The organism is Lysobacter sp. FW306-1B-D06B (genome assembly GCF_038446665.1).
GTDB lineage: Bacteria > Pseudomonadota > Gammaproteobacteria > Xanthomonadales > Xanthomonadaceae > Lysobacter_J.
In genome coordinates this window covers 3,560,575-3,573,756 of record NZ_CP151802.1, presented here as the reverse complement: position 1 = coordinate 3,573,756, position 13,182 = coordinate 3,560,575, and the positions used below count along the sequence as shown (strand labels likewise).

The 13,182-nt window shown below is 68.9% G+C and carries 14 protein-coding genes; 8 read left to right on the top strand and 6 right to left on the bottom strand.

Features of this window, described 5'->3' with window-relative positions:
- Nucleotides 1–49: 49 nt before the first annotated feature.
- From AAFF32_RS16515 to AAFF32_RS16500, 4 genes are read right to left on the bottom strand one after another with little or no spacing between them, the layout of a single operon-like run.
- Nucleotides 50–535 carry a Slp family lipoprotein gene (locus AAFF32_RS16515; RefSeq protein WP_342315791.1) on the bottom strand — a complete coding sequence of 162 codons (486 nt, stop codon included), beginning with the start codon at nt 533–535 and terminating at the stop codon, nt 50–52.
- Entirely contained in the window at nt 532–2,502 is a 1,971-nt protein-coding gene (locus AAFF32_RS16510) for a DUF3488 and transglutaminase-like domain-containing protein (protein ID WP_342315790.1), read from the bottom strand. The genes AAFF32_RS16515 and AAFF32_RS16510 overlap by 4 nt, the downstream gene beginning before the upstream one ends.
- Nucleotides 2,495–3,424: a DUF58 domain-containing protein gene (locus tag AAFF32_RS16505; RefSeq protein ID WP_216964206.1), complete on the bottom strand. Its 930-nt coding sequence runs from the start codon at nt 3,422–3,424 to the stop codon at nt 2,495–2,497. The genes AAFF32_RS16510 and AAFF32_RS16505 overlap by 8 nt, the downstream gene beginning before the upstream one ends.
- A gap of 54 nt (nt 3,425–3,478) precedes the next feature.
- Nucleotides 3,479–4,432, bottom strand: a complete 954-nt coding sequence (locus AAFF32_RS16500; protein WP_254200516.1) for an AAA family ATPase — start codon at nt 4,430–4,432, stop codon at nt 3,479–3,481.
- 181 nt (nt 4,433–4,613) lie between these two features.
- Here AAFF32_RS16500 and AAFF32_RS16495 point away from each other — a divergent pair, with 181 nt between their 5' ends.
- Complete coding sequence (locus AAFF32_RS16495) at nt 4,614–6,458, top strand: glycosyltransferase family 39 protein (protein ID WP_342315789.1); 1,845 nt, start codon at nt 4,614–4,616, stop codon at nt 6,456–6,458.
- 15 nt (nt 6,459–6,473) lie between these two features.
- Here AAFF32_RS16495 and AAFF32_RS16490 read toward each other — a convergent pair whose 3' ends face one another.
- Nucleotides 6,474–7,058, bottom strand: a complete 585-nt coding sequence (locus tag AAFF32_RS16490; RefSeq protein ID WP_342315788.1) for a Maf family nucleotide pyrophosphatase — start codon at nt 7,056–7,058, stop codon at nt 6,474–6,476.
- Entirely contained in the window at nt 7,055–7,414 is a 360-nt protein-coding gene (locus AAFF32_RS16485) for a hypothetical protein (protein WP_216962442.1), read from the bottom strand. Before AAFF32_RS16485 ends, AAFF32_RS16490 begins: the two co-directional genes overlap by 4 nt.
- A gap of 138 nt (nt 7,415–7,552) precedes the next feature.
- Between AAFF32_RS16485 and AAFF32_RS16480 the strand changes: the two genes are divergently transcribed.
- The 7 genes from AAFF32_RS16480 to fabF all read left to right on the top strand — a co-directional run bounded on the left by AAFF32_RS16480 (nt 7,553) and on the right by fabF (nt 13,124).
- Nucleotides 7,553–8,071 carry a YceD family protein gene (locus AAFF32_RS16480; RefSeq protein WP_216962439.1) on the top strand — a complete coding sequence of 173 codons (519 nt, stop codon included), beginning with the start codon at nt 7,553–7,555 and terminating at the stop codon, nt 8,069–8,071.
- An 18-nt stretch (nt 8,072–8,089) separates the two neighbouring features.
- Nucleotides 8,090–8,284, top strand: coding sequence for a 50S ribosomal protein L32 (gene rpmF, locus AAFF32_RS16475; RefSeq protein WP_158982056.1), 195 nt, complete (start codon nt 8,090–8,092; stop codon nt 8,282–8,284).
- 209 nt (nt 8,285–8,493) lie between these two features.
- The gene (locus AAFF32_RS16470; RefSeq protein WP_216962434.1) at nt 8,494–9,474 is read left to right on the top strand and encodes a beta-ketoacyl-ACP synthase III; all 981 of its coding nucleotides are present in this window, start codon (nt 8,494–8,496) and stop codon (nt 9,472–9,474) included.
- Between the two features lie 172 nt (nt 9,475–9,646).
- Nucleotides 9,647–10,609: an ACP S-malonyltransferase gene (gene fabD, locus AAFF32_RS16465; protein WP_342315787.1), complete on the top strand. Its 963-nt coding sequence runs from the start codon at nt 9,647–9,649 to the stop codon at nt 10,607–10,609.
- Complete coding sequence (fabG, locus tag AAFF32_RS16460; RefSeq protein ID WP_216962432.1) at nt 10,606–11,352, top strand: 3-oxoacyl-ACP reductase FabG; 747 nt, start codon at nt 10,606–10,608, stop codon at nt 11,350–11,352. The genes fabD and fabG overlap by 4 nt, the downstream gene beginning before the upstream one ends.
- Nucleotides 11,353–11,483: 131 nt before the next feature.
- Nucleotides 11,484–11,723, top strand: a complete 240-nt coding sequence (gene acpP, locus AAFF32_RS16455; RefSeq protein WP_031373652.1) for an acyl carrier protein — start codon at nt 11,484–11,486, stop codon at nt 11,721–11,723.
- 162 nt (nt 11,724–11,885) lie between these two features.
- A complete protein-coding gene (fabF, locus tag AAFF32_RS16450) occupies nt 11,886–13,124 on the top strand; it encodes a beta-ketoacyl-ACP synthase II (RefSeq protein ID WP_216962429.1) in 1,239 nt (412 codons plus the stop codon).
- The last annotated feature ends 58 nt before the right edge of the window (nt 13,125–13,182 follow it).

The following is a 13,182-nucleotide window of genomic DNA, read 5'->3' as shown; positions in this document are numbered from 1 at the left end:
TGTTTCTGCGAACCTCGAACCTCGAATCCCGAATCCCCAATCCCGGCCCTTACCACCACCCCCACCACGGCCACGGCGCCGGGTAGGCCATCGCATCCACGGTTTCGCGTTCCGGCCACAGATAGACGACGTCGGCCTCCACGCGCGGGAAGCGATAGTCGTATTGGCCGATGCGACGGTTCTCGTAGCCGGCAACGCGACCGACGAAGGTCACTTCGCGGTTCTTCTCGAACACCTCCGGATCGTAGAAGCCGCTGCGGCAGGCGAGAAAGCGGCCGCCGGTGTCGTCGCTGCCCCAGTAGGGGCGACCGGAATCGCTGAGGTGGGTGGAGATCATCTCGAAGCAGGTGCGGTTCTGCTGCGGCTCGACGCTGACAATGCGGCCGCCCCAGCGCACCGGGGCGCCGGTGCTGTCGGTCGCGGTCGCGTCGCGCGGCGTGATCGCAGTGAAGCTGCCCTGCAGCGGTTGGGGCCCCGTTGCGCACGCCGCGAGCAGGGCGGCGCTGACGGCCAACAGGGTGAGACGGACGTTCATCGGCGTTCTCCTGGAGAAGTCGCGGGCGGGCGGTGCGCGCGCAACGCCTTGGTCAAGGCGCGAGCCGAACGTCCCCCCGGTTCGGCATCAGCGTACCGCCAATCGCTGAAATTTTGGCTGAGCGTGGACAGCTCTGCGACAAGGTCTGGGCGTGCGGCCGCCACGCGCGCCACCCAGGTGGATGCGGGTTCGGACGCTTCGCGCTCCAGGCCGAAACGGCGGTAGCGACGGCCCAGGCGATGCCATGCGCGCAGCACCGGATCGCGTTCGCGTTCGTTGCGGCGACTGAGCCAGACCATCCACAACAGACCCAGGCCGAGGGCGCCGGAGAGCAGCACGATCAGCGCGCGATCGTCGAGCCGCTCGATGCCGAACGGACGGAGCAGGCGTTGCTGCTGCTGTGCATCGAAGGCGACCACCAGATCGTTCCAGCCGCGACGCATCCAGTCGGCGACATCGGTCAGCGTGCGCACACCCTGGAACGCCGGGCCCGCGAACGCCCGCGAATCGAGCGTGTCATAGACGCGCTCCGGCGCCACGGCCGCGGTGGGATCCACGCGCACCCAGCCACGATCGCGCAGCCACACTTCGGCCCAGGCATGCGCATCGGAGCGACGCACCAGCCAGTAGTCGCCGATCGGATTGCGATAGCCGCCCGTGTAGCCGGTGACCACGCGCGCCGGAACGCCCGCCGCGCGCATGAGCACGACGAAGGCAGAGCTGAAGTGTTCGCAGAATCCGGCCTTCTGGTCGAACAGGAATTCGTCCACCGAGTGCCGGCCCAGCAGCGGCGTTTCCAGCGTGTAAGCGAAGTCGCGCCGGATCCAGTCCAGGGCCCGGTTGACGATCGCGGCATCGCCGGCCGGGCCTGCCTGCGTGCGCCATTGCCGTGCCAGCGCCACGGTTCTGGGATTGAATCCGTCGGGAAGAATGAGTGCATACCGACGTGCGGCCAGCGAGAGGTTCGTCTCGTAACGCGCCGGCGGCGCGGATTGCATGCGCCAGCGCGTCATCGCGCCGAGCGGGCGGAACGTCTGCAGCGCGTGGTCGGGATTGAGATAGGTGCCCTGCGGCACGTTCAGCGGCAGATCGAGCGCGACCAGCTGCCGCGTATCGGTCGGCTCGACTTCCATCTCGTAGTCCCAGCGCGTGGCGCCGGGCTCGGCCAGGGTGTCGGCTTGTCCCGGCCGCCAGCGCGGCTGCGTCCAGGTGCGTCCGTCGAAATTCCACAGCACCGGCCCGCGCCAATACATCTGCGAGGTGTCCGGCGTCGCGCCGAAGAAACGCACGCGCAATGCGGGCGTGTCGTCGCTCATCAGGTCGAGCCAGTCGCCCGGGCTCATCCGGTCCGACAGGCCCGTGCGGGCCATCGCGCGTTCGGGAATGCCCCACATGGGCGTGCCCATGCGCGGGAACAGCCAGAACGCTGCCAGCGCGATCGGCAAGCCCACCGCGAGCAGCTTGCCCACGCCCGTCAGCCGGCTTCGCAGCGGGACGGTGGCGACGTCATGCGATTCCAGCTCGGCCAGGCGCTGCAGCGTGGACAGCACCAGCACGACCGCGAGCAGGGCGAGCACCAGCGAAAGCGGTCCCTGGTCGAGCAGGAACGTCGCGAACGGCGCGAACAGCGCGAAGCCCATGAGGCTGCGGCCATCGCGCAGGGTGAAGGTCTCGGCGGGTTTTATCGCGAGCATGGCCGCGAGCAACGCGCAACCGGTGTCGCGACCGATGGCGAAGCGGCTCAGCCCGAACACGGCGGCGATCAACGCCAGCGATATCAGCAATCGCAGGAGCCCCGGCATCGGATGGCGCCACGACAGCGCGACGACGCCCGCGGCGCTCACCGCGATCGCGCCGCCCAGCTGCGGGGGCAGTTGCAGCAGCAGCGGCAGCAGGCAGGAGCCGGCGCTCAGCAGCGCCCAGCGGCGGGTGGACTCGTCCAGGGGCATCGACGGATGGCTAGACATGCGGCATCAGCGCCAGGGCGCGCAGGCAGGCGTGGCGATGGGCGGGCCCGCGGTCGGGGCCGAGGGCGGGCTGGCCGGGCAGGCGCAGCTGGTAGCGACGTCCTTCGCGCTCGGCTTCGTCGATCCAGCGCGCAAGCCGCGAGATGCGCCCCTCGTAGGGCACGCCCGCGGCGGTGTGCCAGTCCAGCACGACTTCGGCCCCCATGGGCTGTTCGAACTCGCGCACGATCAGCGCGTCGCGACGCGCCGAGGGCTTCCACGCGATCGCACGGCGCGAGTCGCCGGCCCGGTAGCCACGCAGGTGGTGGACGTCGTCGCCGGCCGGGTTCAGGCGCGCCTGCGCGCTGTCGCCGTGGCCGGTGGGCAGCGGCGGCCCGTGTGCCTCGGGCGCGGGATAGACCAGCAGGGGCGACTCCGGCCAGACATAGGCCCAGGCCCGCGCCAGTCCCAGCGGGCGCGTGGTGGAAAGACGCAGGCGGGGCAGGTCGAGCCAGCCGCGGCGTTGCGTGGGCAGCAGCAACTGCGCGTCGCCCACGCCCTTGTCGAGACTGAGCACCGCCGGTTCGGCATCGAATGCCCCGTCATCGTCCAGCCGCACACCGCGCCGCGCGCGGCCCGGATTGGCGCGCGCATGAAGGCGCAGCGCCATTGGCGTGCCGGCGGCGACGGGCTCGGCCTCGGCCGCCACCAGTTCCATGTCCGCCAACTGCATCTGCGCGGCGATCAGGCTCGCCAGGCCGGCGCCACCCAGCAGCATGCCCAGCAGCAGCGCGGGATTGTTGTTGTAGTTCAGCGCGCCCGCCAGCATCGTCAGCAGCGCGAACGCATAGAACATTCCGAAGCGCGTGGGCAGCACGTAGATGCGGCGGCGGTGCAAACGCGCCGGCAGCGACTCCGGATCGCGCGGCTGCGTCCACACCATGGCGATCTCGTGAGCGCGGCGGTACAGGCGCCGTGCGGCGGCGACGGGCATGGATCAGTCCACCGGCACCGCGTGCAGGATCGCCTTCGCCAGCGCCGCGTCCTTGCCGGCATCGACCTCGGCCACCAGACGGTGCGCGGCGACGGCGGGGAACAGCGCCTGCACGTCCTCCGGCAGCACATGCGCACGGCCCAGCAGCAGCGCGTACGCACGCGCGGCGCGCAGCAGTGCCAGGCCCGCGCGCGGCGACAGGCCCACGCGCACGCCCGGGTGGCGGCGGCTGCGCGCGAGCAGCGCCTGCACGTAGGAAATCAGCGCTTCACTGGCGTGGATTTCCTGCACGGCCTGGCGCGCGGCGAGCACGTCCTGCGTGCCCAGCAGCGGCATCACGCGCGCGATCATGTCGCGGCGATCGGCGCCGGCGAGCAGGTCGCGTTCGGCGGCCTCGCCGGGGTAGCCCAGGCTCAGGCGCAGCAGGAAGCGGTCCAGTTGCGAGTCCGGCAGCGGATACGTGCCCGACAGGTCCACCGGGTTCTGCGTGGCGATCACGAAGAACGGCTCCGGCAGCGGATGCGTCGTGCCATCCACCGTGACCTGGTACTCGGCCATCGCCTCCAGCAGCGCGCTCTGCGTGCGCGGCGGGGCGCGGTTGATCTCGTCGGCCAGCAGCACCTGCGTGAAGACCGGGCCGGGGTGGAACTGGAACTCGCGCGCCTGCGGGTCGAACACCGACACGCCCACCACGTCGGCCGGCAACAGGTCCGAGGTGAACTGCACGCGCTGGAAGTCCAGCCCCAGCGTCGCGGCCAGCGCATGCGCCAGCGTGGTCTTGCCCAGGCCCGGCAGGTCCTCGATCAGCAGGTGGCCGCCCGCGAGCAGCGCTACGAAGGCCAGCCGCACTTCCTGCGGTTTGCCCAATACCAGTCCGTTGACCTGTGTCTGCGCGCGGTCGAGGGATGCACGAAGGCCATCGGTTAGCATGGCCGCCGTCGAAAGGGATACCGCCATCGTGCGTGTCTCCTGGAAGGTGTAGCCGTCGTGCGTCGCGAATTGCCGCGCGGACCGGCGGGCGTCGATGGCGACGCTCGGCCCGGGTTCCCCTCCACGCGGCGGCGGTCCGGCGGTGCCGGGTCGGCCCGGCGGCGCACGGCGCACCGATTTCTCCCGAGTGTAGCGAGGTCACGATCGGATGCGGGATGCAGTGCGCGCGCGGCGTGCCTTTTGGGTGCTGTGGGTCTCGGTTCTGGCGGTGAAGTTGCTCATCGCCGCACGCTTGCCGCTGTTCGTCGATGAAGCCTTCTACTGGCAGGAAGGCCAGCATCCGGCCGCCGCGTATTCGGATCTTCCGGGCCTGACCGCATGGCTGACGCGCCTGGGCGTGGCGTTCGGCGAGAACACGTTCGCGCTGCGTTTGCCGTTTCTGCTCATTGGCGCGGCGGTGCCGCTGCTGATGGTGCATATCGCCTCGCGGGAGTTCGGCACGAAGGTGGGCTGGCAGGCCGGCCTGCTGACGCTGCTGCTGCCGCTGGCCGGCTCGCTGGGCCTGATGGCGCTGCCCGATGCGGCGATGGCGCTGGCGACGCTGCTGTGCCTGGATGCCGGCGCGCGCCTGTTGCGGCAGGTGAGCGCGCAGGCCGCGCTCGAACTGGCCGCGGGTCTGGCGCTGGGCGCGCTGTGCCATTACCGCTTCATCGCGGTGATCGTCGTGGGTTTCATTGCGCTTGTGCTGCTGGAAGACGGCCGCCGCGCATTGCGCGATGTGCGCGTGATGGTCGCCATCGCATTCGGCGCTTCGGCGTGGGCGCCGCTGGTGGCGTGGAACCTGGACAACGCCGATGCCGGATTGCGCTTCCAGCTGGTCGATCGCCATCCGTGGTCGTTCCATGCCGACGGACTGCTCTTCATCGCGGTCCAGGCGTTGCTGGTGACGCCGCTGTTGTTCGCCGCGATGGCAGTGGCGGCGCGGCGCAGTCTCGCGTGTGCCTCGACGGTGTCCCGCTATTTCGCCCTGCTGGGCACGGGCGTGGTCGCCGGCTTCTTCGCGTTGGGCTTCTTCGCCGACACCGAACGCGTGAGTTTCCATTGGCCCTTGCCCGGCTACCTGGCGCTGATGCCGCTGGTGCCGGCGGTGCTGGCGTCGTGGCCGCGCGCGTGGCGACTGGCGACGGTGTGGCTGGCGGCAATCGGGCTGGTGGCGAACCTGGGCTATTACGTCGCCGTGTCCAGCGCGACATGGCGCGAGGCGAGCGCCGCGGAGAAGTGGTATCCGTCCAACTTCGCCGGATGGGAGCCGTTGGCCGATGCCGTGCGCGCGCGCACGGCGACGATGCCTGCCGGCACGCGCGTGGTGGCCGACAACTTCAAGATCGGCGCCGAGCTCGGCTTCGCACTCGGCGACGCGCGCATTCCGGTGCTCGACCATCCGATCAACCAGAAGCACGGCCGGGCACCGCAGTTGCGCCTGTGGGGCCTGCACACGGAAGGTCGTTCGCAGTGGGGCGCAGCGCCGGTGCTGCTGGTGGTCGGCGCGACCGAAGTGAAGTACCGCGATCTGCTCGACCGCTACCACGCACTGTGCGAGATGGTCGGTCCGCTGCCGGCCCCGGAAGTGCTCAACATCGATCACGGGCGCCAGCGTTTCCTGCTCTTCGCGTTGCAGGGAACGCCCGCCGCGGGCCCGTGCACGACGCCGTCGATGGCGTGGATCGACGCGCCCGTCATCGGCGCGCGCGTGGGACGCCGCTTCGACGTGCGCGGCTGGGCATTCAAGGACGGCGTCGGCCTGTCCGGCGTGGACGTCACGCTGAATGGCGTGGCCGTGGGGCAGGCGCGCTACGGGCGCGAGTTCGAGGGGTTGCAGCGCGTCTGGCCGCGTTCCAACGATCCGCTGCATCCCAAGGTCGGCTTCGAAGCCCGGGTCGACCTGACCGGGCGCGACATCCGCCCCGGGCGGCATTGGCTCGGTCTGCGGCTGCATGGCCGCGACGGCAGCGTGGAAACCTGGGCGGAGCAGCCGATCGAGCTGGCCGACTGAACCCGGGAGCGTGCCTCAGGGCAGGCGGAAGCCGGCCTCGCGCAGCAGCCGGGCGGTGGCGATCAGCGGCAGGCCGATCAGTGCAGTCGGATCGCGGTTCTCGATGGCCTCGAACAGCCCGATCCCGAGCCCTTCGGACTTGAAGCTGCCGGCGCAGTCGTAGGGCTGCTCGGCCTGCAGGTAGCGCTCGATTTCGTCCGTGTCCAGCGTACGGAACCGCACCACGGTGCAGTCCATCGCCTCCAGCGGCGGCTGGCCGTCTCGGACCAGGCACAGGCCGGTGTGGAAGCGCACCGCCTGGCCGGACATCGACGCCAGCTGCGCGATCGCCGCGGCATGCGCACCGGGCTTGCCCAGCGCCCGGCCGCCGCACTCGGCGACCTGATCGGAGCCGATCACCCAGGCGCCCGGGTGGCGAGCCGCCACATCGGCGGCCTTGGCGTGGGCCAGGCGGCGGGCCAGCGCCTCGGGCGCCTCGCCGGGGTGGGGAGTCTCGTCCGTGCCAGGGCGATCGGTGTCGAAGGGCAGCCGCAGCCGGCCCAGCAGTTCGCGACGGTAGACGGACGTGGAGGCCAGGATCAGCCGGGGCGGGGCGCTCATGCGACCGGCGCGCGTGCCTGCGCGATGCGCGACAATTGCTGGTCGATCCGGTCCCGGGCGGCGTCGATGGAGCTGCGCACCTCGTCGAGCTGCTCCAGGCTGGCGTCCGGGCCGTGGTCACGCAGCCACAGGCGCTGGCGGAGCATCTCGCGCATGGCCTCGCCGACCGGGTCGTCGCCGTCGCCGCCGGTGACCGCCTCGATCTCGGCCCGCGCCACGCGCAGCTGGGCTTCCAGCGCATCGGCGGCGTCCAGGACGTCGCGCATGGCCCGCTCGCGCCGGCGGGGCCGGGTGCGGGAATAGGCCAACGCCGCGATCACGAGGGCAGACAGCAGCAGGAGCAGGGCGATGGTCACGAGGATGGCCGCAAGACGGACGGAAGGAGGCCAGTCTGAAGCCCCGCCCACCGGCCGGCAAATGTTGCGCGGCGGAACCGTGAACTCGCGGGTTCAGGTTTGACATGGCGGCCCCCGGTCCCTAACATTCCGCGGCTTATGTCAGCAGACCTGCCCGGGATTCTTGATGCTTGGCGCATGGTGGCGGCACGGCGCGGCCTGGAAGGTCGCGTCCCGTTGTCGGCGCTGACGCGGCTGCGGGACAGCCTGGTCGACACGGAAGGTGAGGTGCGGTTCGCGCTCGAGTTCGATAGCGATTCGCTGAAAGTGCCTTATGTCGAACTGCGTATCGATGCCGAGCTGCCGCTGACCTGTCAGCGCAGCCTGCAGCGGTTCCTGTTGCCGGTGAACATCGTGCAGCGGCTTGGCCTTATCCGTGACGAAGCGGACGAAGCCGGGCTGCCGCCCGGATACGAGCCGCTGCTGGTGCCGGATGACGGCCAGCTGCGGACCGTCGAACTGGTCGAGGACGAACTCATCCTCGCCGTTCCGGTCGTGCCGATCATGCCCGGCACGGAGGCAGTGGAAAGCGATTGGCCCGCGCCCGACCAGGCGCCGGAGCCCGAGCGCGAAAACCCATTCGCCGCGTTGTCGGCATTGAAGAAACATTCGAACTAGTTTTTTTGGAGCAAGACCATGGCTGTCCAGAAGTCCCGCGTTTCCCCGTCCAAGCGTGGCATGCGTCGTTCGCACGACGCGCTGTCCGCCAAGCAGCTGGCCACCGACCCGACCACGGGCGAGACCCACCTGCGTCACCACGTCACCGCTGACGGTTACTACCGCGGCAAGAAGGTGATCGACACCAAGACCAAGGTTGTCGACGAAGAGTAAGCTCTTCGCCCACCGCCGCGCCCGCGCGCGTCGCCAGACGCGCGCGGATGCCGTCGGGCCCGGAACTGTCCGCCGCCGAAAGGTAACGCGGGGCAGCGACAGCCCGTCGTAGCGAACGATCGCGGCGGCGCACTTTCGCCGGCCTGTCCGGTGGAAGATTCCCCGGCAAGTGCCCGAACGGGCCATAACGGCTGTGCAGCGGAGTGGCGATGACGCAACAGATTTATTCCCGCATCGCGGGAACCGGCAGCTACCTTCCCGAGAAGGTGCTGACCAACGACGACCTGTCCAAGATCGTCGACACCAGCGATGAGTGGATCGCGGCGCGTACCGGCATCCGCGAGCGCCACATCGCCGCCGAAGGCGAGACCACCAGCGACCTGGCGTACCACGCCTCGATCCGCGCGCTCGAAGCTGCCGGCATCGACGCGAAGGATCTCGACCTGATCGTCGTCGGCACCACCACGCCCGATCTCATCTTCCCTTCGACCGCGTGCCTGCTGCAGCACCGCCTCGGTGCCAACGGCTGCCCCGCGTTCGATGTCAACGCCGCCTGCACGGGTTTCGTCTATGCGCTGACGGTGGCGGACAAGTTCATCCGTTCCGGTTCGGCCAAGACGGTGCTCGTGGTCGGCGCTGAAACGCTCACCCGCATGCTCGACTGGAGCGACCGCTCCACCTGCGTGCTGTTCGGCGATGGCGCGGGCGCGGTTGTGCTCAAGGCCGATACCGAAACCGGCATCCTCAGCACCCACATGCACGCCGACGGCGGCAAGAAGGAGCTGCTGTGGAATCCGGTCGGCGTGTCCGTCGGCTTCAAGCCGGAAGAGCACAACGCCGGCGTGAAGGTGCTGATGACCGGCAACGAAGTCTTCAAGCACGCGGTGAAGGCGCTCGACTCCGTGGTCGAGGAAACGCTGGAAGCCAACGGTCTGGATCGCCACGACATCGACTGGCTGATCCCGCACCAGGCCAACCTGCGCATCATCGAAGCCACGGCCAAGCGCCTGGACATGCCGATGGAGCGCGTCGTCGTCACCGTCGATCGCCACGGCAACACCTCCTCGGGCTCGGTGCCGCTGGCGCTGGACGAAGCGGTGCGCTCGGGCAAGGTGCAGCGCGGCCAGTTGCTGTTGCTGGAAGCCTTCGGTGGCGGATTCACCTGGGGCTCGGCGCTGCTGCGCTACTGAGCCTTCGCGCGTCGTTCCACAAACGCCTCCGCCATATCCGGCGGGGGCGTTTTCGCTTGCGGCCGACGTGCTTCACGGTTCGCGAAGGACAAGGGTGTTTCAGTACGTGGCGGTACAGACGCCCTAGAGCAAACACTCGTATCATGCGCACTCTTTTCCCTGGGACCGATGCGTGACCGATTCCCCCGCTAACGACGCCTCGCTGGCCTTCGTGTTTCCCGGCCAGGGCTCGCAGTCGCTCGGCATGCTGGCCGAGCTGTCCGAGCTGCACCCGATCGTGTGCGACGCGTTCGTCGAAGCCAGCGATGGCGCCGGTGTCGATCTGTGGGCGCTGAGCCAGGGCGGTCCCGAGGAAATGCTCAACCGCACCGAATACACCCAGCCGGCGCTGCTCGCCGCGGGCGTGGCGGTGTGGCGCGCTTGGCACAAGCAGGGCGGTCGCTCTCCGGCGTTCCTGGCAGGCCACAGCCTGGGCGAATACACCGCGCTCGTCGCCGCCGGTGCGTTGTCGCTGAAGGACGGCGCGCACCTGGTGCGTTTGCGCGGTCAGCTCATGCAGGAAGCCGCGCCCACCGGCGTCGGCGCGATGGCCGCCGTGCTCGGCGCCGAAGAAGCGCTGGTGCAGGAAGTGTGCGATGAAGTCTCCGGCACCGAAGTCGTCGTGCCGGCCAATTTCAATTCGCCCGGCCAGATCGTCATCGGCGGTCACGCGGCCGCGGTGGACAAGGCGCTGGCGATGCTCGGCGAACGCGGCGTACGCAAGGCGGTGAAGCTCGCCGTCAGCGTGCCCTCGCACACGCCGTTGATGCGCGAAGCTGCCAACCGTCTGGCCGAAGCGATGGCCGGGCTGTCGTGGCGCATGCCCGACCGTCCCGTCGTGCAGAACGTCGATGCGCGCGCGCACGGCGATGTCGACGCGATCCGCGAAGCGCTCGTGCGCCAGCTCTATCTGCCCGTGCAGTGGACCGGTTGCGTGCAGGCGCTCGCCGGCAAGGGCGTCACGCGCATGGCCGAGTGCGGACCGGGCAAGGTGCTCGCCGGCCTCGCCAAGCGCATCGACAAGAACATCGACGCGCGCGCCATCGGCACGCCGGGCGAGTTCCAAACCGCTATCGAAGAATGGAAGAACGCATGAGCGAGAAGATCCTGTCCGGCGAAATCGCGCTGGTCACCGGCGCCAGCCGTGGCATCGGTGCGGCGATCGCCGACGAACTGGCCGCACAGGGCGCGACGGTGATCGGCACGGCGACGTCCGAGTCCGGCGCGAAGGCCATCGCCGAACGCCTCGCTGCGCACGGCGGCCACGGTCGCGTGCTCGACGTGGGCAATGCGGCCTCGATCGACGCGCTGATGGACGGCATCGCCAAGGACATCGGCGCGATCTCGATCCTCGTCAACAACGCCGGCATCACCCGCGACAACCTGCTGATGCGCATGAAGGACGAGGACTGGCAGGCCATCCTCGACACCAACCTCACCAGCGTCTACCGCACCAGCAAGGCGGTGATGCGCTCGATGATGAAGGCACGCAAGGGCCGCATCATCAACATCGCCTCCGTGATCGGCGTGACCGGCAACGCGGGGCAGGCGAACTACGCCGCCGCGAAGGCCGGCATCATCGCCTTCAGCAAGTCGCTGGCGAAGGAGATCGGCAGCCGAGGCGTTACCGTCAACGTGGTCGCGCCGGGCTTCATCGACACCGACATGACCAAGTCGCTGCCGGAAGACGCCAAGAACGCGATGCTCGGCCAGATTGCGCTGGGCCGCTTCGGCGAGCCGGCGGACATCGCCCGCGCGGTGGCCTTCCTGGCTGGCCCGTCGGCCGCGTACATCACCGGCGAGACCCTGCACGTCAACGGCGGCATGTACATGCCGTAATGGTTCGCAGGAAAGCCAACGTTTCAGTTGTAACCGCTTGAACTCAAAGGGCTTTCGCGTATGCTCGCGATCGTCCGTGATTCATTTAGACTATTCCGTCGAATATCCCGTCCCGGGAGGAGTGAGAACCCATGAGCAGCATCGAAGAGCGCGTCAAGAAGATCGTGGTCGAACAGCTTGGCGTTAAGGAAGAAGAAGTCACCAACAACGCTTCGTTCGTCGACGACCTCGGCGCGGACTCGCTCGACACCGTCGAGCTGGTGATGGCTCTCGAAGAAGAGTTCGAGTGCGAGATCCCGGACGAAGAAGCCGAGAAGATCACCTCGGTGCAGCAGGCCATCGACTACGTGAAGGCTCACGTCAAGTCGTAAGCGCTGCGCTGGAGCCTGGCTTCGCGGCCGGGCGTCCAGGAAAACCAACGCCTCCGCAGGCGCCTGGTAATGCAAGCAGAAAACCAGACCGGGGCCGCACATTGCGGCCCCGCGTCTTATCAGCCGGACGATACGCCGGCGTAGTGTCAGACGGAGTGCTTCATGAACAACCGACGCGTAGTCGTCACCGGCCTGGGCGCGGTGTCGCCGCTGGGCAACGACGTGGCCACCACCTGGGATGGCATCGTCAACGGTCGTTCCGGCATCGGCCCGATCACCCATTTCGACGCCACCAACTTCACCACCCGCATCGCGGGCCAGGTGCGCGACTTCGACATCACCCAGTGGGTGAATCCGAAGGACGCGAAGAAGATGGAGGAGTTCATCCATTACGGCGTCGCCGCATCGCTGATGGCGATCAAGGACGCCGGCATCACCGTCGACGAATCCAACGCCGAGCGCATCGGTGCGCTGATCGGCTCGGGCATCGGCGGCCTGCTCGGCATCGAAGAGCAGACGATCAAGTTCCACGACGGCGGCCCGCGCAAGGTCTCGCCGTTCTACGTGCCCAGCACGATCATCAACATGCTGCCGGGCCAGGTTTCGCTGCTGACCGGCATCAAGGGCCCGAACTTCTCCGCCGTCTCGGCCTGTGCCACCGCCAACCATTCCATCGGCATGGCGATGCGCATGATCCAGTACGGCGATGCCGACGTGATGGTCGCCGGCGGTGCCGAGCGCGGTTCCTCGCCGACGTCGGTCGCGGGCTTCTGCTCTATGAAGGCGATGTCCACGCGCAACGACGACCCGACGCACGCCTCGCGTCCGTGGGACAAGGACCGCGACGGCTTCGTCCTCGGCGACGGCGCGGGCATCCTCGTGCTGGAAGAGTACGAACACGCCAAGGCCCGCGGCGCGCGCATCTACTGCGAGCTCGCCGGTTTCGGGGCCAGCTCCGACGCGTTCCACATGACCGCCCCGAGCGAGAACGGCGAAGGCCCGGCGCGCTGCATGGTCGCGGCGATGAAGGACGCGGGCGTCAACGCCGACCAGATCGAGTACCTCAACGCGCACGGCACTTCGACGCCGCTGGGCGATCTGGCCGAAACGCTCGCCATCAAGCGCGCGCTGGGCGACCACGCGTACAAGACGATGGTCAGCTCGACCAAGTCGATGACCGGCCACCTGCTCGGTGCGGCCGGCGGCGTGGAGGCGATCTTCTCCGTGCTGGCGCTGCATGCGGGCATCATCCCGCCGACCATCAACCTGTTCGAGGCGGGCGAGGGCTGCGATCTGGACTACGTGCCCAACATCGCGCGCGAGAAGAAGATCGACGTCGCCATGTCGAACGGCTTCGGCTTCGGTGGCACCAACGGCACGCTGGTCTTCAAGCGCATCTGACGGCTGTCCACCCTGCGGTCCCGACGATCCCCGCCCCGGCGGGGATCGTCGTTTCCGG

Bases quoted from the DNA above. Each gene is read 5' to 3' on its own strand.
- AAFF32_RS16480 (WP_216962439.1), top strand. From the start codon at position 7,553: ATGTCAGCAGACCTGCCCGGGATTCTTGATGCTTGGCGCATGGTGGCG.
- fabF (WP_216962429.1), top strand. From the start codon at position 11,886: ATGAACAACCGACGCGTAGTCGTCACCGGCCTGGGCGCGGTGTCGCCG.
- fabG (WP_216962432.1), top strand. From the start codon at position 10,606: ATGAGCGAGAAGATCCTGTCCGGCGAAATCGCGCTGGTCACCGGCGCC.
- AAFF32_RS16490 (WP_342315788.1), bottom strand. From the start codon at position 7,058: ATGAGCGCCCCGCCCCGGCTGATCCTGGCCTCCACGTCCGTCTACCGT.
- acpP (WP_031373652.1), top strand. From the start codon at position 11,484: ATGAGCAGCATCGAAGAGCGCGTCAAGAAGATCGTGGTCGAACAGCTT.
- AAFF32_RS16515 (WP_342315791.1), bottom strand. From the start codon at position 535: ATGAACGTCCGTCTCACCCTGTTGGCCGTCAGCGCCGCCCTGCTCGCG.
- AAFF32_RS16495 (WP_342315789.1), top strand. From the start codon at position 4,614: ATGCGGGATGCAGTGCGCGCGCGGCGTGCCTTTTGGGTGCTGTGGGTC.
- AAFF32_RS16470 (WP_216962434.1), top strand. From the start codon at position 8,494: ATGACGCAACAGATTTATTCCCGCATCGCGGGAACCGGCAGCTACCTT.
- AAFF32_RS16510 (WP_342315790.1), bottom strand. From the start codon at position 2,502: ATGTCTAGCCATCCGTCGATGCCCCTGGACGAGTCCACCCGCCGCTGG.
- rpmF (WP_158982056.1), top strand. From the start codon at position 8,090: ATGGCTGTCCAGAAGTCCCGCGTTTCCCCGTCCAAGCGTGGCATGCGT.
- AAFF32_RS16500 (WP_254200516.1), bottom strand. From the start codon at position 4,432: ATGGCGGTATCCCTTTCGACGGCGGCCATGCTAACCGATGGCCTTCGT.
- AAFF32_RS16505 (WP_216964206.1), bottom strand. From the start codon at position 3,424: ATGGTGTGGACGCAGCCGCGCGATCCGGAGTCGCTGCCGGCGCGTTTG.